This window comes from Candidatus Amarolinea dominans, from assembly GCF_016704685.1.
GTDB lineage: Bacteria > Chloroflexota > Anaerolineae > SSC4 > Amarolineaceae > Amarolinea > Amarolinea dominans.
The window spans coordinates 101,756-121,548 of sequence record NZ_JADIZS010000018.1; the positions used below are offsets into that span (position 1 = coordinate 101,756).

The window sequence follows — 19,793 nt, forward strand, 5'->3', positions numbered from 1 at the left end:
AAAGTGCAAAGTACAAAGTGCAAAGTACAAAGTGCAATGCGTTTTCGGAGAAAACGCAGAGAGCATAAAGCGCAACGTGTGAAGTGCAGGGCAATGCCATACACGGCGTGAGTGTTTGCGAGATGAAGTTGTGCAGCCCCCCGTGCGTGCGCCAGGCGCTACGCCAGGGGGCGAGGCGGGGATGGGAGGGTGGCTTGCAGGCGGGTGAGGATTTCCTGGGGCGAGGCGACGACTTCGGCCAGGGCCGCGACCGACGAGCCGATATGGCTGTGGGCGAGGATGGCGCCGATGATCGGCTGCCAGGCGTCGCCCAGGAGCAGGAAGGGGCGCGGGGTCATCGCCCCAATTTGGAGGAGGTTCCAGACGTAGGTGACCTCGGCCAGGGTGCCGACGCCGCCCATCACCGCGACGATGGCATCGCCTGCGTCGGCCAGGGCGGTCATGCGCTGCATCAAATCAGCCGTGCGACGTTCTTCATGCACCCAGGCGTTGGTGGTATGGCGTTCGAACACGTCGCAGGTGACGCCGATGACATGACCGCCGGCCTCAGCCGCGCCGCGACTGGCCGCTTCCATGGTGCCATTGTAGCCGCCGGTGGCCACGGCGTAACCGGCCCGCGCCAGAAGTTTGCCCAACAGGCGTGCTTCTTCGTAACAAGCCGCGCCGGCCACGCAGCGTGAACTGCCAAAAATGGTAACGGTTGTCGGTGTATCCATGCGAACTTGTCGGTCCTTGTTGCTTTGCTTGCCAGATTTCTGCTGCGGCCTTTGTCAAACCTCAATGACCCGGTGTGGGTAGACATTGATGACATCGGTCTGATGGTAGCGTGTCGCCACCACTTGATTACGATTGTACACATGAATGTGGCCGTGCAGCAGGTAGCGCGGGCGAAAGGTGCGCAGCAGCCACAGAAAACTCTTGAAACCGGTGTGCGCCCGGTCGGGCTGATCGTGTATGCCAAAGGCCGGCGCATGGGTCACCAGCACATCAAGATAGCGCCCGTAACGCAGGCGATTCATCATCAGCCGGGGCGCCAGGTTCAACGCCTGCAGCCACATGTCGTTTTCGCTGTACTGGAACCACGCACTGGGGTTGTAGCGCATGCATCCTTCCAGGCCAGCCAGCAACAGGCCATGTTCGTTGATGGTGATGCCGTGCAGGTTGGTGCCTACACGTGGATGGGCAATCGCAATCTCGTCGGCGCGGTGCTCCAACTCGAAGCCGTGGTTGCCAAAGATGAAGTAGCTGGGGACATTCAGGGTGCTAGCCAGGTATTCCAGGTAATAGAATGGAAGGTCACCACAACTGATCAGAACATCTGTGGTGCTCTGTAGCTTGAATGCTCCCGGGCCGTACAGATGCGGCTCAACTTCATCGCTGACAACCAAAATGCGCATAGGCCTGCACTGGGTTCAGGGTCATTAAAACCCGGTCTCTGTCAGCGGCGGGCAAAGGCTGCTGCACTTACCAGAACGTCGAGCTGTCTCCTCGCAAATCGATCAAGACCCGTCCCCGTCCCGCCGCGGTCAGGGGTGCGAGTATACCATAAACGACCATGGGTGTCAACGCCCTTCGACGAGGGTCAGTAGTTCCAAATGTAGCCTGGTTTTTACCACAGAGATCACAAAGAACGCAGAGAAGTTGCCGATTTGCGTCTGATCTGCCGTTTCTTTGTGGTTGAATGTGTGCTACATTTGGAACTGCTGGACGAGGGCCTTCAGTTTTGCACTTGACAGCCATCGCGTCCCGTGCTACAATGTTTATGACGCAGTGCGTCACAAGAATAAGGAGAAAAACTATCCCAGGACAGCCAAGCCGGCAACCATCTATCGTGCCCTGGTGCATGAAGAGGATATCTACGTCCTGATGTAGCCGCGACGGCGCGTGGCGTGTTTGCGAAGCGTCCAAAAAAAGGCGTGCCACGCGATTGACAGTTGTGAAGCGGTGTGCTATAATGCCTTATGACGCAATGCGTCATAGAGGATTGAATCGAAAGAAAGATAACCAGACCCGCTCTTGTCGGGCAGTGTGTTAGGCTGACGGGATGTGTTGTGATAGAGAAATGACAAAGGGAGGCCAATCATGGCTGAGATGACGAGACTCGAGAATGTGCGCAAGCAGGCGGAAACGCGCATGCACGATGCGCAGGAAACCATCAAGAAGTGGAGTGGCACCGCGACGCACGATGTGCGCGATAGCAGCCACAAGGCGTTGCTGGTGAGCTTCGGCACCGTGGGTACATCCCAGGATGCTGTCGCGGACCTCATCAAATGGACGACCGATTTTTATGAGAGATCGGTCAAGCGTGGCCAGGAGATGGAGGATTGGGCGCTGAAGGAAGCGCGTCATTACTGGAAGGAAGGTCGCCAGCGCGTCGAAGCAGCGGAAGACGACCTGGAGGGGCGGGTCAAGCACCTGGTCGAGCGCATCGAAGTGCCGACGCGCGCCAGGGTGCAGAATCTGGTCGAGGAAATTGATCAGCTAGAGAGCAAGGTTGAGGAGCAGGTGACCAACCTGCATGAAACGACCATGCAGCACCTGCCGCTTGCCAACTACGCCAAGCTGAATGTCAAGGAAATTGTCAACAAGCTGGCCGACCTGACGGTCACTGAGATGCAGGCCATTCGTGACTTCGAGGCGTCCGTGGGCAAGCGGGCCACGGTGCTTCGTGAGCTGACGCGGCGCATCGAGGCGATGCCGATTGCCGACTACGATGACCTGGCCGTCGAGCAGATCACCGCCAAGATGGATAGCCTGAACACGGCCCAGTTGACGGTGATTGCGCAGTACGAGCGCGCACACGGCAACCGCGTTGGCGTGCTGCAGAGCATTGATGCCCGTCTGCACAACTCGGAGATGATGCCTGCGTAAGGCTGCATCTCGTCCGCAAACCTCCGAAAGGTTCTTGGCACCGCGTTTGCGCAAGGTTTTGACACTGCGCGAACGCGGTGCTATAATTTGGAGCGGCAAGGCGTGGGTCCATAGCTCAATAGGTAGAGCAGCTGACTTTTAATCAGCGGGTCGCTGGTTCGATTCCAGCTGGACTCATAAGACACGCGAAAACGATCAACTGAACCTGTGTCAGTTGATCGTTTTTTTGTAACTGCTCAGTCACCTGGCGCCGACTGCCAGTGTGAATCCGTGTTGATCCGTGTACTAATCCTACGGCCCGGCGGTACGCCCATCAGGCGCGATTTCAATCGCTCGCTGCGGTTATTCCACCCTTGCGCGCCACTCCCGCGCCGCGACTGCGGTCTCGGGCCACAGACGGGCGCCGGCGGGCGTGCCATCTTCTTCCTCGAAGATCACTAACTCGTTGACCGCCGCCAGCCAGGAGGCTGGCGCTTTGTAGAACTCCTGCGGGCCGATCTGCCAGTAGCGCCCCAGGCTGCGGCCGTTGAGCCACAGATGCCCCTTGCGCAGACTGCCCAGGCTCAGTTTGAACGGCCCCAAGCCGTGTAGGGCCGGGTCATAGGCAAAGCGGGTGCGGAAGAAGACGGGGCGCGGCGGTCGCTCTGATGACCCGCCCGCCAGGAGCGCCGAACTGGCCGCAGGCTCGTCTGCGCGCGCCCGGGCTGAGCCTGGAACGCCCGTACCGGCGAACACAGCCGGGTGAACGCCGGACCGGTATTCCCACACGGCGTCCAGCGCCTGGTCGGCGTCGTAGGTCAACAGCCAGGCGCGCCAGGGCTGCCCGGCGTAGTCACGAATGTGCAGGGCGATGACGTTGGCGCGGTCTGGCTGCAGCCGCTCGCTGATATCGAACTTGAAGAAACCACCGCCAAAATGCCGGCTGAAACGGATCAGCGGCTGGCCGTTGATGAAAAGCGCGCCGGGATTACGGTCCCCGGTCAGATAGAGCAGCGCCCGTCGCCCGGCCGGCGCGGGCAGCTCGCGCAGCAGCCAGATGTCGCTGCCCGCGCCCTCGGGCGGTGCAAAGTGTGCCAGGTCAACGTCGCGGGCATCCGGCCGCACGTGGGCCGGACGCGCGTTGGCCAGCGCCTCGCCGGCGAAGGCTGCCTCCTGCCAGAGGGCCGTCCAGCCGCTGGTGATCTCTTCCTGCTGTCCGCCCAGGTAGAGGGTGTCGGTCAGTCCCTTGATCTCGCTCAGGCCGCTGCCGTAGTTGAAGCGCCCCAGGTCATCCACCAGTAAACGCAGGTCATGCGCGCCGGGCGTCAGGGTCAGAGGCAGGGCGAGCGTCGGACCGTCTGGCCCGACACCGAAGGCGCCGACAAAGGCGCCATCCACGAACAGATGCCCGCGATCGGCCAGGCCAGGCGCGGCCAGGGTGGTGACCTGGGCCTGCGCTGCCTGGAAACGGCCGCGATACCAGGCGTAGCCATGCGCGTTGGGCGCATTTACGCCCGGATTGCCCAGCGGCTGCCAGCCCTCGTTTATTTCCAACTCCAGGCAGGTTGCGCTTTCCCAGGCGCCCAGCGCCGGCGCCGCGGTCGGCGGCAACGCCTGCGGACCTTGAGCGGGCGACATTTCACTGATGCGGCCATCTGCGGCGACCCAATACCACGGCTGGCTGCCGCGCGGATCGAGCCGGGCGCGCAGGGTTCCGTCGGCGTCCAGCACACCCTCGGTGACGACTTGGGGGCCGAGCAGGAAACCCGATTCGCCCACAGGCCAGCAGCGTTCGGCGTAGGCTTGCGTCAGCAGGATCACGGTCAGCGTTTTCGTGGCGTTGGGCGACGATGGGCGTGTGGCGCGTAGGACAGTCGGCGCTTCGTGTAGCCAGTATTCAACCCGTAACTCGCGGGCAACGATCTGGCAGGTGACGCCGTGCGTTTCTTCGTGTAGTTCCCAGTCTCGCGGCCCGTTTCCGGTCACGCCGTGGTTTGGGGTCGCGGCATTGGGGATTTCTGCAAGCGCCAGGCGGCCGACTTCGCCCGCGCAACCGTAGATCACCAGCACATCCTGGTCAGGCCAGCGCCAGAAGCCCAGGATGCGGCCGGTGTGGTAGCGCAACTGCAATCCGCTGTCGGCCAGGGGCAGGTTCATGAACAGCGGTTTGACCGCAAACGCTTCGACCTCGACCGCCAGGTGAACGGGGTTGGCGTCCGTAGCGGTGAGTTTGTGAAAAACCTGGTAGACCTGGCGGTCCGCGGTGTCATTGCGCAAATAGGCTGCGGCGAATTCGCCGTTGCGCACGCTGCGCAGCGGTTCGCCGCCGCCGCCGGCGCGGCCCGCCACCGCTTTGGCGCTGACGACGCGCGGCCCGCCCGCAGCGGCCGCGACCAGCAGGGGGGCCAGCGTTGATCCCAGGGTGCCCAGAAACAGGTGATGGCGCCGGGCCACGAAATACTTGGCGGTCAGCTCGCCGTATTCCGACACGGGCGCGTCGTAGTCGTAGGAGGTGGTCATGTGGATGGTGTCGCCGCCCACGGTACGTCCGCCCCAGAATCCGAAGTTGGTGCCGCCCGCCCACATCCAATGGCTGAGGCCGCTGGCGCCTACCGCTGTCAATTCGTGTAGTCGAGCATCCAGCCCGGCCGCTGATTTGCCATTGTGACGGCTGGCGCCCCAGTTGTCGAACCAGCCGCTCCATAACTCGCTGACGATCATGGGGTTGTCAGGCCAGGCGCGGCGGGTCTCCTGCAGCTTGCGGTCCAGGCCGGTCCAGCCATTGCGGAACTCGGCCACGCCGGGCATGGCGCCCATGCAGGTGTAGAGGGGAACGGTGATGCCCCGCTCGTTCAGCGCCTGCGCCAGGGTGGCCTGATGGCCGTCGTGCCCGTAGACGCCGGAGGCCCAGTGTTCGTTTTCGATTTGGACGAGGATGATGGGGCCGCCGCGGTCGGCCTGGCGGTCGGCCAACAGCGGGATCAGGGTGTCGAACCAGCGCAGCGTCGCGTCCAGGAAGGCCGGGTTGTCCAGGCGGTAGGCGATGCCTGCCCTGGCCGCCAGCCAGTTGGGGATGCCGCCGTTTTCCCATTCGGCGCAGATGTAGGGGCCGGGGCGGGCGATGATCTTCAGGCCGAGATCGTGACACAGATCCATGAATGCCGGCAGGTCGGCCATGTCGCTGAAATCGGTGTGCCCTTCCTGCGGCTCATGCAGATTCCAGGGAATGACGAAATCAATCGTGTTGAGTCCGGCTGCACGCGCCGACAAGAGCAACGATCGCCATTCGGCTCGGGGATAGCGAAAGTAGTGAACCTGGCCGGCCAGCAAGTAGAAAGGCCGGCCGTCCAGCGTGATGCCATCGCGGGAACAGGCGACGTGTGTCATGCGGTTGACCTCTTGGACAAAGTACAAAGCACAAAGTACAAAGTGCAAAGGGGCTGCGACGACCTGCCGTAAGCGCCTCTCTCTCATTCAGCACTATGTACTATGCACTTTGCACTATGCGCTCTTTCACGCCTGGCGCTTGCCGTTGCCGTTGCCGGGCGATGACAGTAGTTCGGCCAGTTGTTGGGCGCCCTGGGAATCGGTGACGGCCAGCACCTCGTCGCCCACTTCGAACGCGGTGACGCCGCGCGGCAGGACGATTTCGCCGTGGCGCACAATGGCCGCGATGACGCAGTGCTCCGGCAGGGCCAGGTCCTTGAGGGCGATGCCCAGCGCCCTGGCGCCGACCGGCACTTTCTGTTCGACGATGGCAAAGTTGCCGCGGCGCAGCTTGAGCAGCGTCATCATGTCGCCGAGCGACATTTCTTCCTCGATGAGGCCGGAGAGGATTTCGGCAGCGTTGAGAGCCACGTCCACATGGAACTTTTGATCGAAGAGCCAGGCTGAGCGCGGGTTGTTGACGCGCGCGATGGTGCGGCCAACTTTGTAGCGCGAGCGCGCCATAAAACAGAGCGTCAGGTTGTCGGCATCGTTGTTGGTGACGGCCGCGACCACATCGGCGCGCTCGATGCCGGCCTGCTCCAAGATCTGCGGGTCGGTTGCTTTGCCTTCGTAGATGGCTTCGGTCGGTAGCTCACGGTGGATACGAGCCAGGATGTCGGGACGGCTTTCGACGAGACGAATGTCATGGTTTTGGGCCAACAGCAGCGTGGCTAACTGAGTGCCGGTGCGACCGCCCCCGGCAATTAAAACAAACATATTATTTTTCTCCCTGCGCCGCCAGGCGCTGACGCACCGCTTCGATACCGGTTTGGGTGGCGCTCAGGTGCAGGATGTCGCCCATGCGCAGAGGAGTATCTACCGCGGGCTGCGTCGCGCGGCCGGCGCGGGTCAGGGAGACGATCATGCACTGCCCGCCTGGCACGAGGTCTCGCAGGGCTCGACCATCCCAAGCCTGCTGGACCAGCATTTCATAGACTTCGATCTCGCCGTTGCCGGCTGAGAAAACAGTGCGCAGTGCTCCGGGGGCCAGCATCTCTTCCATGCGTTGCGCGCCCCAACTGCTGGAGCTGACGATTTGCAGGCCAAAGGCCTCGTGCATGGGGCGGTAGCGCGGATCGAAGTTGCGCACGACGACATTTGGAATGTGGTAGACGGTGCGCGCCACGTGCCCGATGACGGCGTTGATGGTGTCAGCACTGGTGACGGCCGCCAGGGCCTGGGCGCCGTCAAGGCCGGCCCGGCTGAGCATGTCGCTGGACAGCATGTCGCCTTCTAACATGCGGCCCCGAAAATCGTGCGGCAGGTTGAGAAAGGCCTCACCGCTTTGATCCACAACCGTGACCTGAGACTTATTTTGGTAGAGTCGGTAGGCGAGTTCTGCACCCATACGGCCACAACCGACGACAACGACGTTCATGATGTTGCCTCTTATTGCCTGCTTAAAGTGTGGTTTCGTCCCGATCGAGTTGATAGGGCACATCGGTAATCACGATGCCTGGCTGAGAAAGGAAGGCCTGGCGCAAAAACCAGGCGGTTTGCGTGTGCAGTAAGTTTTGCCACCCGTGTCGCGGGACGAACTGCGGCACCACCACGGTGATGATTTCGTTTGGCTGGCGCTGCGCAGCGATGGTGGCGATGTAGTCCATCATCGGTTCGATCAGCAGACGATAGGGGGAATCAATGATCTGCAGGCGCACGCCTCCGCCCCAGATCTCCCATTTGCGCTTGACCTTATCCACGGCGTCCGGGTCAATGGAGACATGCACGGCAGTGATGTCGTTGGACAGCGTGCGCGCGTAGCTGAGCGCGTTCAGGGTGCCGCGATGGACGCTGCTCACCGGCAAGATCACGCGATGACGACGGTCGGTGCGGGGTGCGGCGCCGTAGCGCTCCAGCGACAGGCGTTGGGCCAGGTCCTGATAGTGATGATGGATGCGGGCAAACATGACGACCAGGATGGGGATGAGGATCAGCACCAGCCAGGCGCCATCCCGGAACTTGGTGATGCAGAAAACGAGCATCACGATGGCGGTGCAGAGGGCGCCAAAGCTGTTGATGACCATCTTCATGGCCCAGCGGCGGTCGAAGTGCAACAACGAACCGCGCTCGCGCACTTCCTGGTCCGGCTGCAAGCGGCCGATCTTGTACCAGCGGCGGGCCATGCCGGCCTGCGAGAGGGTGAATGACAAGAAGACGCCGATGGCGTAGAGTGGAATCAGCCCGGTGACGCTGGCGTTGAAGACCAGGATGAGTACCGATGCGATGAAGGCCAGGGCGACGATGCCGTTGGAATAGACCAGGCGGCTGCCGCGAAAGGCCAGTTGGCGTGGTACAAAGCCATCTATGGCCAGCAGTGCGCTGAGACTGGGCGCGCCAGCAAACGACGTATTGGTTGCCATAATCAGGATGATGGTGGTGGCGGCAATCGTGAGCAGGTACAGAACTCCCTGGCCTCCATGCACGGTTCGGGCAAACTGGGAGATGACCGTTTCCGTTTCTGACGGAATGGCGCCGATTTTGCCGCTGAAGAAGGTGATAGCCAGAAACAGCGTGCCAAGAATCGCCGACATCCAGAGCAAGGTGATGCCGGCGTTGCGGCTGCGCGGTTCCCTGAAGGAGGTCGTGCCATTGGAAATGGCTTCGACGCCGGTGAGCGCCGTTGTGCCGCTGGAAAAGGCGTGTAAGATCAGGAACAGGCCGATGGCTTGAGTTTCATGCAGCATCTCAAGGGGCGGCGGGTTGACCACCATCCCCAGGGTGCCGCCGAGGTAGCGTACCAGGGCGGTCCCGACGGTCAAAACCATCATCGTCAGGAAGAAGTAAGATGGAATGGCGAAGGCCGAACCGGACTCCTTGATGCCGCGCAGGTTGATCAACATCACGAACGCAACCAGTGCAACTGCCAGGTAGGCCCGATAGCTGAGCAGGCCAGGAAAAGCTGAGACGATCTGCGCAACGCCAGACGAGACAGAGACGGCGACAGTGAGGATGTAATCGGTCAGGAGTGCGGCGCCGGCGATCTGCGCGGGCAGTTCGCCCAGGTTGTCGCGCGAGACGATGTAGGCGCCGCCGCCGCCAGGGTAGGCGTGAATGGTCTGTTCGTAGGACAGAGTGACGATGACCAGGAGTCCCACAATGGCCAGCGCGATGGGGAAAGCATAGCCAAATGCGGCTGTTCCTGCTGCAGCCAGAATGACCAAAATTTCTTGCGTGGCATACGCTGTAGATGATAGCGCATCGGACGCAAAGACAGCAAGGCCCACCTTTTTGTTGATGGTCTGATGGGGAGCATCCGCGGTGGACAGTGGATTGCCAAAAAGCCAGGTGCGCCATGTCCGCGGCGGCTTGAAGGTCGTCGGTCGGTGTAGAACCGTTGTTTTTGTGTTTTCTTCGATAATCGGCATAGAAAGAATCGGCTTTGCTGCTGTCCTTTGCACTGAAATGGGCGCCTAAGCATTCAGGCGCCCCGCTGACGCACGCTTTGTTGTGCCCGCGAACATCATTGCCCGCTGCGGCACAGACACAACCTCATTATACTCACTTTTTACACAAGTGTGAAAACGGGCGCGCAGGAATCCGCGGCCTCCGCCACGAATTGCACGAATTGACACAAAAAAACAATTCGTGAAAATTGGCAAAATTCGTGGCAAGAGAATCCTGACGCTCTCTGCCACGAATTGCACGAATTGACACGAAAAAACAATTCGTGAAAATTCGTGTCATTCGTGGCAAAAAATCCTAACGCAGCCCGCTGTCGTAGGTAATCCCGACGGTGGTCACCTGTCCCGCGGTGACGGTGACGCTTACATCCGCGGCCCGGGCGATGCCTTTGGCGGGCTTTTCCGGTCGCAGGGTGTAGTTTCCCGGAGGCAGCGCCAGGCGAAAACGTCCCTCCGCATCAGAGCTGACCTGGGAAACGACCCGATCAGCCTGATCGAGCACGGTGATGCTGGCCTGGTAGGGCGCGGTGCAGTCCTGCCCTGGGCGCACCGGCCCGCCGCAGGTGGGGCTGATGGTCACCAGGCCCTCGATCCCGCTGTCGCCTGGCTTGATGATCGCAGGCGTGGCGATCGGGCTGGGCGTTCCTGCTGGCAGCAACCCGGCCGCGCGGAACTTCTGCCCGCTGCGATCGGTGTGGTACGCGTAATCGCCCTTGGGTGTGTGGAAAATGATGCGGTAGCCGGGCGTGATCACTTCCAGGCACACGTCTTCGGGTTTCATGAGACCCAGGCAGGAATTGGGCCAGTCCACCGTCTCGACCGTGCTGGCAACCACCTCGGTAGACGGCAGGTCGAGCTTGCGCATGAGATCAGCCTGCGCGGGCACCACGTAGGCCGGCAAGGGGTTTGGGTCCAACGTGGGGGGCAGCGGCGGCACCTCGCGCGTGGCTTGCGTCATCACCGGCGCACACGCGGTTAGAATCAGCAGAGCACTGCCGGTGAGTATGAAAAGACAAAACACGATAAATTTACGCATTGAACCCTATCTCCTTTTGTCCTGCATCTTATCCCGCGCCGCTGCCGCCGCCGCCGGCCGCGCCGCCCCCGGCGCCCCCGGCGCTGGCGCCTGCCGAGCTGGCCGAATGGGTCATGGCGGCAAAAATGGCGATTTCACTGCCGTCCGCCGTGACGGCCAGGGGCGCAAACCAGGCCGGCACGGTCAAGTCGCCCTTCTTCTGGAAGAAATCTACCCAGTCCTTGAGCAAGCCAAACGCGGTGGCCCAGGGCAGCAGCGTCTGAAACGCGCCGGCCAGGTTGACCGGTTCCTTATCCTCGGTGATGCGGCGCAGATACTTGCCAAACGCCTCCCATTGGCGGCGCTCGGCCGCGCCGGTCTCCGACAGCGGCGAAACGACGCTGCCCGCAATGAGTAGCGCCAGGTCAACCAGGCCAAGCGCTATGAGCGGTAGCATGAAGGCCCAGATCGGGTTGGCGGCGGTCACCACCAGGCAGGCAAAGGCCAGCAGCACGCCAAAGAGAAGGCCGGAAGCGATGAAGAGGCCGCGTCTGATTTGCTCTCGGCCCGGGTCGAACCAGCCCCGATTCACAGCATCCTGTTTGAGCGTTTCCTTGAAAGCCTTCAGCCGCGAGGAAATCCAGCTCTGCAGCGCCGACAGTTTGACACTGGTCTGCCTGTCTGCGCCAGTTGAAAACACCAGGTCGAGCGCGGTCTGCTCGAATGGCCGCAGGTCGGACGGCATGGATTGCAGGCGGAAAACGAAATCATGCCGGCGATGCCACTTCTTTTCGGGCGACTCTTCGATCTGCACAACGCCGCGGCCGCTCAGATCGAACAGGGTGGCCAGGGCTTGATCCCAACCGGGCGCGAAACCGCCGGCATGGCCGATGGCGCCGCCCAGCGCGGGTGGGAGAGACCCCGGCGGCGCTGTGGGGCGCATGTCTGCCTCCACGGGCGAGGCAGAGGGACGGCGGTAGCGTCGCACGTAGGCGATGATCGCGCCGACGCCGAGCAGGGTCAAAGCTCCCGATGCGAGGGCGAGGGGCTGCGCCAGGCGGTTGGATTCGATTTCAACGGCCTGCCACTGCGGTGGCTGTGTGACCAGGCTGCCTGGCGCAAAGCCTAGTTCTACGATCAGGTGCGAATCTGGCTCCAGGTTCTGCGCCACAAAGCGCACCTGGCCGTCGCCCGTTTCCACGCTGGCCTCGCCAACGGTAACGCGGGGGACCGCCACGCGTTGGATGGCCTTCGGATAGCTCACGGTGACGGTGCTCGAGGCGATGGTGTACTCATAATCGTCGGGCAGCGCCTGCCAGGCCAGCACGTCGGCCTCCGGATTCATGCGAATCACGCCCAGCGCGCGGTAGACCAACACGAAGGTGTGCGCGGTGTCTGACGTGGGCGCAAAATGCCAGCGCACGTTGATGGTGTCACCACCGTCAATTTCAACCTGACCGGCGTCCTCACCGGGCGGCAGGGTCTGGCCGTCCATGCCTGCGCTCACGATCGTGATGCTGTCGGTGTAGCTGGTCGGCAGATCGCGGTAGACGTAGGTGAAGGGGTCGCCGCTGAAGCGGAAGACCACCGTCTCGGTGACAAGCAGCGCGCCATCGTCCTGGACGACAATGTCCACATCGAAGCGCTCCGCGCGGTACGATTTGGCGGCTCCGACGCCGGGCGCGGCCGCAGCCAGAATCAACAAACCGATGATGAAAATCGCAAAACGGGTACGCATAGCTCACTCTCCGTTGCTGTGACCGGGGGATATGCCTGGCGCCCCAACAGCGCAGGCAACCATCCTAATTGTAGCACATCCAGGAGAATGCTGCCTGACGCCTGGCTGATACTGTCATTACAAGTTCATGCGTTGTCCTGTTCGATGGCGCTGTGCGTCGCGGCCATGACTTCATCGAGGGTGGCCCCGCGAGCGCGTTCGATGCGATCCATGCGCTTTTGGAACTGGCCGAGCGCGTAGTCAGTGAACATGTCGAGCGTTAAGCCAAACGGCACGGGGTCGTAGCTGGCGAAGGTGTCGCCGATGACGCCCAACGCCAGGGGGAGCAGGTCGTTCATGGTGTCTTCCACAATCGGCCACAGGCCAGGGTGCTGCGCCAAGAGGCGCGAGATGAGATAGACGCCGTAGGCGATGTGGCGTGATTCGTCTTGCTTGAGCAGGCCAATGCCTTTGACCTGACCCGGCATCAGGCCCTGCTGCTTGAGCACGGTGAAGTAAGCGTGGTAGCCGGTTTCTGCCAGCACCCCTTCCACGATCATGTTGTAGGTGACGGAGGCGCGCATCTGGGCCGCGGGCGACGGATCACTGAGCAGGGCGTTCATGGCCGCGGGCAGCGCCTGGTAGATGAGGGTGTGATAAGCGGGGGTGTGAAAACGCTCCAGGTTGTCGTTGCGCTGCACCACTTCGTCCAGGAAGCGGCGGAAGAAGTCGGTATGCTTGGCCTCCTCCCACAGGAAGGTGGTCAGGTACATCTCCTCTTCCAGGCGCCCTTCGCGAGCGATGACCATCAGCAGCGGCAGCAGGTCGAGCGTGACGGCCTCTTCGCCGGCCTGGAACATGCAGGTGAGGCGCAGGAGAATGTCCTGCTGATCGGGCGCCAGGGTGAGCCAGTCGCGGCGGTCCTGGTTGAAGTCAATGTCACTTGGGTTCCAGACGCCGAAACGCTTGGCTTTTTCGAAAAGGCGCATGGGCGGAAGGTCGCGGTGCAGGCCGCGTGTGGTTGTGGCGAACGTTGTGTGGTTCATGAGATCGAGTTTCCGTGGTTGATTTGCGGGTTGGCGCTAGCGATAAAACTCGCTGCGCTTGAGCTTGATGTAGCGCAATTGGCGTTCGGCCAGTTTGCCCTGGTCGGTTAATTGCTGGCGCCGCGCCAGCGCGTAGTTGAACCAGCGTTCGGCCTCCTGCAGACGGCCGCGCTTGAACAGGAGTTGCCCCAGGGCCACCGCGCTGTTGGCATCGTCTGGGCTATCGTCCAGCGCCGCGTGCAGCTTTTTTTCCTCCGTGGTGTAATCCGGTTTGAGGCCGAAGCCAATATCGAACACCTGGTCAGGGTCGTAGCGTTCCGCCTTGTGACGGATGAGGGCGCGGGCACGCGGGATGATAAAGTCGAGTTGGCGCACGATCTTGATGTTCAGCTCGATGTCGGCGCCGGCCAGGGCGGGCGGCAGTTCCAGGGCCAGGTCTTCATCGGCATCGAGCACTGCGTTGATGGACATCTCCTGCTCGGCGGCGGTGACAGTTTGCAGCAGCAGGGAGTTCTTGCCGGCGTTAGCCAGGTAGAGCGATTTGCCGCTGCGATTGACGCGCAGGAAGGGCGTTTCCAGCCCGGCGCCAGGTGCAGCCATCGGGTGCTTTTGCGTGATGGGGAAATGAATATCCAGCATCTCCAGGAAATCGGCCGTGTAGTCGCGCAGAATACCGACATGTTCGTAGACGGTATCGCCTTCGGTCAGCTCGACGACGACCTTGACGCCCACGTAGTGCTCCAGCAGCGAGTCGTACTCCGTACCGGCGTAACCGATCAGGTTGCTGCCCAGGCTGGTGAAGTATTCCTGGCTCTCTTCGGTCACGAACTTCGATCCTCGGGCCTTGCTGCTGCCCACAATGACGCCGATGGCCTGAGCGAGAGAATCGGACGCGAGGCTGATGAAGTTGCGCAGACGCCGGCGCAGGCGCGCGCCAGGCCGCGGATGAAAGACTTTGTCAATCATCGCCTGACGCCGCTGCAGCTCATCTTCATCCATGTCGTCACAGTAGCGATAGATCGCCTGAATCTGCGGGAATTCATCCTTGTAGAGGAGATAGGTCGTTTCGATATGCTCTTGCACATCGCGATGATCGCTGGCATAGATCAACTCGATGCCGGTAGGCTCCACGTGCAGGCGGCCCCAAATCTGGCGGCCGCCGAGCAGTTCGACGTTGACCGGGTCGCGCTCGAAGTGCGCCAGGCAGCGGTCGCGGCGCTTGCCGTTGAGATACGCGCCCACCAGCGCGCTCAAGATGACAATGATGAGCGTAATGAGGAGGGTTGGATCTGCCATGATGATGTCCTGATGAAGTGAAATGGAATACGTGCGGCCCATTGTAATCGAAAGCGTCCGGCCAGACAACATTCGATCGTATCTGGGCGCGGATTGCCGGGCCGGTTGCTGCGACTCACCATTTATGGGAGACCAGCTGTGATCATCGTCCGAAAGGCGGCCTGCAAACGGCGGGTGAGCGGGCCAGGCTCTCCGCGGCCAATGGGCTGACCATCGTACCAGGTGAGCGGCGCCAGTTCGATCAGGGAGTTGGTCAGGAAGGCTTCTGCGGCCTGCAGAAGCTGTGCGCGGGGAAACGCGCCTTCGACCACCGGTAGTTGCAGGCCGGCGGCCAGGGCCAGGACGAACGCACGCGTCACGCCGGGCAGCGGCCCACAGGCCAACGCCGGGGTGAAGAGAGCGCCGTCGCTGACCCAGAAGAGGTTGCTGGCGCAGCCTTCCACCAGGTGACCGGCATGGTTGAGGAAGATGCCTTCCGTAGCCCCGGCGGCGTGAGCGGCCTGGCGTCCCAAAATCTGCGGCAGGTAGTTGAGGGTTTTCAGCCCGGCCAGCGGGGAAGCCGCGTCCCAACGAAAGGGGACGCTGATCGCGGTCTGCGCGGCGGGGGCTGCCGCGGCCCAGGGTGCGGCGGTGATGACCACCGTGGGTGTGGGCTGCGCTGGAGGTAACAAGCCGCGCGGGCCAGCGCCACGCGAGACAGTCAGGCGCAGCATCGCGTCCTGGGCCTGCAGGCCGTTGGCCGCCAGGGTGTGCCGCGCGGCGGCGGCCAGTTCCGCGGCGGGCGGTGGGTCGAAGCCCAGGACGTTGGCCCCATGCTGCAGCCGGGTCAGGTGTTGATCCAGGCCCAGGATGCGGCCGCGATACGCGACCAGCGTCTCGAAGAGGCCGTCGCCGAGCAGGAAACCCCGATCACGCGCCGATACCTGGGCGCTCTGCGCGGGTTGCATTTGCCCGTTGACATAAACAAGAGACATCCTTGAGCCTCCTAGGGCAAAGTCAGGCCGGCCAGCAGCCCGGCTGCCTTGTGCAAGGTTTCGGCATACTCGGCTCGCGGGTCGCTGTCGGCCACGATGCCGCCGCCGACGCCAAAGCTGAGTTCATGCGCGCTGGCCACCGCGGTGCGGATGGCGATGCTGCTATCGAACGCGCCGTCGAAGCCGAGGTAGCCCAGCGCGCCGCAGTAGACGCCGCGGTCGGTTGGCTCCAGTGCGGCGATGATCTGCATGGCCCGTACTTTGGGCGCGCCGGTGATCGAGCCGCCGGGAAAACAGGCGCGCAGCAGGTCTACCGCATCCAGACCAGGGCGCAGGCGACCGATCACGGTGGAGACCAGGTGATGCACGGTGGCGTACGACTCGATGGCGAACAGTTCGGGCGTCTGCACACTGAAGGGCCGGCACACTTTGGAAAGATCGTGACGCAGGAGGTCAACGATCATGACGTTTTCGGCCTGGTCCTTGGCGCTGGCGATCAACTCAGCCCGCAGCGCGGCATCCGAGGCGGCCGTGCGTCCGCGCGGCCGCGTCCCTTTGATGGGCCGCGTTTCAACCTGACCCTCCTGCACGCGCAGGAAGCGCTCCGGCGAGGCGCTGAGGATGGCGCCGCCCGCGTGCGGCAGGGCGAAGTACGCGGCGAAGGGCGCCGGGTTGATCTGGCGCAGGCGTTGGTAGTACACCCACGGATGCGCGGTCAGGGGCAGGTGCAGGCGCTGCGTCAGGTTGACCTGGTAGACGTCGCCGGCGCTGATGTGAGCCAGCACGCGTTGCACGGCCTGCAGGTAGCTGGGCCGGCGAAACGTGGAGGTGACGCCGGGATGGCCGGGCACAGGGAAGCGGGGCGTCTGCTGGTACGAATCTGCGACCGGCAATTCCCACGAAACCACCCAGGGCGGCAGGGGCGGGGCTGGCTGGGCGATGAGGGCCAAGATCTGTTCGGCGCGGCGCTGTGCGTGCAACCGGCGGGCAGACGCCTCGCCAGCCGGCCAGCCGCGGCAGATCAGCCAGCAGCGGCCGCCCGCGCGATGGTTTTTTGCGAAAACGCCGGCGGGCAGATGATCCCAGGCCAGCACCCAGTCGTAAAAGCCCAGAGCCATGTCAGGAAGGGAAGAAGGTGCAGGGGCGATTCCTCGCGGTCGTTCAGCGGCGGGGCGAGTCTCCGCGCGAACCCCGGCAAACGGACTCTTTTCCAGGCGATGCGCCAGCTCGTAGCCCCAGTAGCCGGCCACACCGCCCTGGAATGGCGGCAGGCCGCTGTGGGTTGGCTGCGCAAACCGGCGCCAAGTCTCTTGCAGCAGGGTGAACGGGTCCTCGGTACTGACGGTGGTCAGGCCGCTGTCGGTCTGTGTGAACCCGGTGCGCTCGCCGTGGCTGACCAGGGTGGCGAACGGGTACGCGGTGATGAATGAGTAACGTCCCAGGGGAGCGATGGGAGCCTGGTCATGGGCGGCCGGTGGGCGCGCGCTTTGCTGCGCAAAGGCCGGCGTTAGAAGGGCGCTGTCAAGAAACAAGGCAAAGGGGTCATGCGCCAGGTGTTGAAATACCGCCACTGGATCGGGCGGCGGGTCAAGCTCCAGAAGCCACGGCCACTCGCTCATGAATGTTGCCTAGTCCTCCACGTCCCACGCGCGGGCGCGGCTGATGGCGCGCTGCCAGCGCGCGAAGCCGGTCTCGCGTTGATCGTCGGTCAGTCGCGGCTCGAAGCGCGTAGCCCCCTCCGGCAGGGGCGGCAGATGATCGGGCGATTTCCAGGCGCCGCTGCCGATCCCCGCCAGCATGGCGGCCGCGCGCGCGGTGGTCTCGGTGAAGTGTGGGCGGATGGTGGGGATGCCGATGAGGTCGGCCTGAATCTGGCAGGCTTCATCGCTGGCCGAAACGCCGCCCCCCAGGTGCAACCGGTCCACATGCAGGCCGGTTTCGGTCTGGATCGTCTCCAGGATCGCGCGCACCTGGTAACCCAGGGCTTCGAGGAAGGCGCGCACGATGTGGGCGCGCGTGCTGCCCAACGTCAGACCCAGGATGGTGCCACGCGCGCGGTGATCGTTGTACGGCACGTTGAGGCCGGTGAAGGCGGGGACGAAGACGACGCCGCCGGCGTCGGGCACAGAGGCGGCCAGCGGGCCGACTTCATCGTCACGATCGAACAGCCGCGCGTTCTCGCGCATCCAACGGATGGCCGCGCCGGTGACGGCCGTGTCGGCTTCCAGGCAGTAGGTGAAGGCCGGGTCAGGGTCAACGCCGTTAGCCAACGCCCACGCCACGTAGACGTTGATTTTCTCCTGGTCAGGGGCATGGTTGCCCAGGCAGACGTCCACGAAGGAGGCGGTGCCGTGCGTACATTCGGCATCACCGGGGCGGCGGCAGTCATAGCCAAACAGAGCTGCCTGCTGATCGCCGATCATCGCCAGAACCGGTACGGCCGCGCTCGCGCCGTCGGGCGCATGGACGCGCAGGTTGCCGAACTCATGCACGGTGGGCATGGCCGCCGGCAGCGGGTCCTCGGGCACCCCCAGGCGCTCCAGCCAGGCTTGCCAATACTGGCGCGCGCGGAAATCGTAAAGCCCCATGGCCTGTACCAGGGAAAAGTCCATGGCGTGCTGCGCCGGCTGCCCCAGGGCCACCAGCAACCAGGCGGCGGACAGACCCAGGCGGAGGTTTCCGGCTGCGGCCGCGTCAATCAGGGTTTGGTCGGAGCGCAGACGCCAGGCGAGGTGCAGCGCCGAGCTGTAAGGGCCGGGGGAATAGCCCAAGCGGCGGCGGCTCTGCGGAAACAGTTCCCACGACCGCAGTTCATCGAGCAGGGGCAGGGTGCGCAAATCTTGCCAGGTGATGGCGGGGGCCAGAGCCTGACCGCTGGCCGCGTGCCAGGCAAAATCGGTGTTGCGTTGGCAGGCGATGCCGCAGGCGGCGATCTCGGCCGGATGACAGCCGGCGCGCCCAATGGCCTCGGTGATGGCGGCAGCCAACGTTGCGGCGACGGCCAGCGGGTCTTGTTCGACCCAGCCGGCCTGCGGATAGATGCGCGGCAGGGGCTGGTAGCCGTAGCCATGCACCTGCCCCTGGTCATCCAGGATCAGGGCACGACTGCCACTGGTGCCCTGGTCGAGTCCGAGCAAAAAAGGTTTGGTTGGCATAGGTTTCAGATCGCGCCCGGCAGAAGATCGGCCAACTGGTGCAGGACGAAGGTGGGGCGCAGGGGCGAGGCGTCCAGCATGGCAGCGGAGGTGGCGCCGGTCAAGGTCAGCGCGGCTGCCATACCGGCATCAAGCCCCATTTTTACGTCGGTTTCCAGGCGGTCGCCGGTCATGATACACCGATCGGGCGGCAGCGTCAAGACGCGCAGAGCCGCAGCGGCCATGTGCTGAGACGGTTTGCCCACGACTACCTCGACACGGGTGTTGGTGCAGGCTTCGATGGCGGCGATGATCGCGGCCGCGTCGGGCTGACCGCCGCCGGGCACCGGGCAGTAGCGGTCGGCGTTGGTGGCGAAGAAGCGCGCGCCGGCGCGGATGGCGTCGAAGGCGACCTGCAGCTTGCGGTAGACGAGGGTGCGGTCGAAGCTGGCGATGACGGCATCGGTGCGGGATGGGTCATCTATCAGCTCGAAACCGGCCGCTTCCAGGTCATGGCAGAGCGGCGCTTCGCCCAGCACAAAGAGGCGGGCGCCGGGCAAATGCTGTTGCAGGAAATCCACCATGACCATCGAGGAGTTGATGATGTCTGACAGGGGGGTGGGCAGGCCCAGGCGCGCCAGGCGGGCGGCGTAGTCCTGCTGGGAGTGGGTGGGGTTATTGGACAGGAAGATGGTGCGCTTGCCCAGGCCGCGCAGACGGGTGATGGTTTCGCCGGCGCTGGGCAAGAGCGCATCGCCCAGATAGACGGTGCCATCCAGGTCGAAGATGTACGCGTCATACAACTGCGTTGGGGTAGGGTAGTTTGTCATCGTGTCAACTTCCGGGCGGCGCGCAGAGCGGGCGCCATTGC

15 protein-coding genes and 1 tRNA gene are annotated in these 19,793 nt (G+C 63.3%); 2 read left to right on the forward strand and 14 right to left on the reverse strand.

Translation table 11 applies throughout. The annotated features are described in order from the left end of the window. Positions 1–158 precede the first annotated feature (158 nt). Both IPF85_RS13705 and IPF85_RS13710 read right to left on the reverse strand, forming a co-directional pair. The gene (locus IPF85_RS13705; protein WP_343408643.1) at positions 159–716 is read right to left on the reverse strand and encodes an LOG family protein; all 558 of its coding nucleotides are present in this window, start codon (positions 714–716) and stop codon (positions 159–161) included. Positions 717–770: 54 nt separating this feature from the next. Next, on the reverse strand, positions 771–1,397 hold the full coding sequence (locus IPF85_RS13710; protein ID WP_343408644.1) for a metallophosphoesterase: 627 nt from the start codon (positions 1,395–1,397) through the stop codon (positions 771–773). Between the two features lie 685 nt (positions 1,398–2,082). Between IPF85_RS13710 and IPF85_RS13715 the strand changes: the two genes are divergently transcribed. Then, positions 2,083–2,871 (forward strand): hypothetical protein, encoded by a 789-nt coding sequence (locus IPF85_RS13715; RefSeq protein ID WP_343408645.1) that lies wholly within the window; start codon positions 2,083–2,085, stop codon positions 2,869–2,871. Positions 2,872–2,975: 104 nt separating this feature from the next. Continuing rightward, positions 2,976–3,048: transfer RNA gene (locus IPF85_RS13720), tRNA-Lys, on the forward strand. A gap of 165 nt (positions 3,049–3,213) precedes the next feature. Here IPF85_RS13720 and IPF85_RS13725 read toward each other — a convergent pair. The 12 genes from IPF85_RS13725 to IPF85_RS13780 form a co-directional block, all read right to left on the reverse strand. Then, complete coding sequence (locus tag IPF85_RS13725) at positions 3,214–6,237, reverse strand: beta-galactosidase (protein WP_343408646.1); 3,024 nt, start codon at positions 6,235–6,237, stop codon at positions 3,214–3,216. Positions 6,238–6,363: 126 nt separating this feature from the next. Further along, positions 6,364–7,056: an NAD-binding protein gene (locus IPF85_RS13730; protein ID WP_343408647.1), complete on the reverse strand. Its 693-nt coding sequence runs from the start codon at positions 7,054–7,056 to the stop codon at positions 6,364–6,366. A gap of 1 nt (position 7,057) precedes the next feature. After that, positions 7,058–7,717, reverse strand: coding sequence for an NAD-binding protein (locus tag IPF85_RS13735; protein ID WP_343408648.1), 660 nt, complete (start codon positions 7,715–7,717; stop codon positions 7,058–7,060). A gap of 22 nt (positions 7,718–7,739) precedes the next feature. Then, a complete protein-coding gene (locus tag IPF85_RS13740; RefSeq protein ID WP_343408649.1) occupies positions 7,740–9,704 on the reverse strand; it encodes an APC family permease in 1,965 nt (654 codons plus the stop codon). Positions 9,705–10,038: 334 nt separating this feature from the next. Continuing rightward, positions 10,039–10,776 carry a carboxypeptidase-like regulatory domain-containing protein gene (locus IPF85_RS13745; RefSeq protein ID WP_343408650.1) on the reverse strand — a complete coding sequence of 246 codons (738 nt, stop codon included), beginning with the start codon at positions 10,774–10,776 and terminating at the stop codon, positions 10,039–10,041. Between the two features lie 28 nt (positions 10,777–10,804). After that, positions 10,805–12,493 (reverse strand): DUF2207 domain-containing protein, encoded by a 1,689-nt coding sequence (locus IPF85_RS13750; protein WP_343408651.1) that lies wholly within the window; start codon positions 12,491–12,493, stop codon positions 10,805–10,807. Between the two features lie 125 nt (positions 12,494–12,618). Then, a complete protein-coding gene (locus tag IPF85_RS13755; protein ID WP_343408652.1) occupies positions 12,619–13,518 on the reverse strand; it encodes a R2-like ligand-binding oxidase in 900 nt (299 codons plus the stop codon). Positions 13,519–13,554: 36 nt separating this feature from the next. Then, positions 13,555–14,814, reverse strand: coding sequence for a hypothetical protein (locus IPF85_RS13760; protein ID WP_343408653.1), 1,260 nt, complete (start codon positions 14,812–14,814; stop codon positions 13,555–13,557). A 122-nt stretch (positions 14,815–14,936) separates the two neighbouring features. Further along, positions 14,937–15,788: an aminotransferase class IV gene (locus tag IPF85_RS13765; protein WP_343408654.1), complete on the reverse strand. Its 852-nt coding sequence runs from the start codon at positions 15,786–15,788 to the stop codon at positions 14,937–14,939. 11 nt (positions 15,789–15,799) lie between these two features. Continuing rightward, positions 15,800–17,407 (reverse strand): aminodeoxychorismate synthase component I, encoded by a 1,608-nt coding sequence (gene pabB / locus IPF85_RS13770; RefSeq protein WP_343408655.1) that lies wholly within the window; start codon positions 17,405–17,407, stop codon positions 15,800–15,802. A 9-nt stretch (positions 17,408–17,416) separates the two neighbouring features. Beyond that, positions 17,417–18,943 (reverse strand): FGGY family carbohydrate kinase, encoded by a 1,527-nt coding sequence (locus tag IPF85_RS13775; protein ID WP_343408656.1) that lies wholly within the window; start codon positions 18,941–18,943, stop codon positions 17,417–17,419. Between the two features lie 5 nt (positions 18,944–18,948). Beyond that, positions 18,949–19,752 carry an HAD-IIA family hydrolase gene (locus IPF85_RS13780; RefSeq protein ID WP_343408657.1) on the reverse strand — a complete coding sequence of 268 codons (804 nt, stop codon included), beginning with the start codon at positions 19,750–19,752 and terminating at the stop codon, positions 18,949–18,951. Positions 19,753–19,793: the final 41 nt, after the last annotated feature.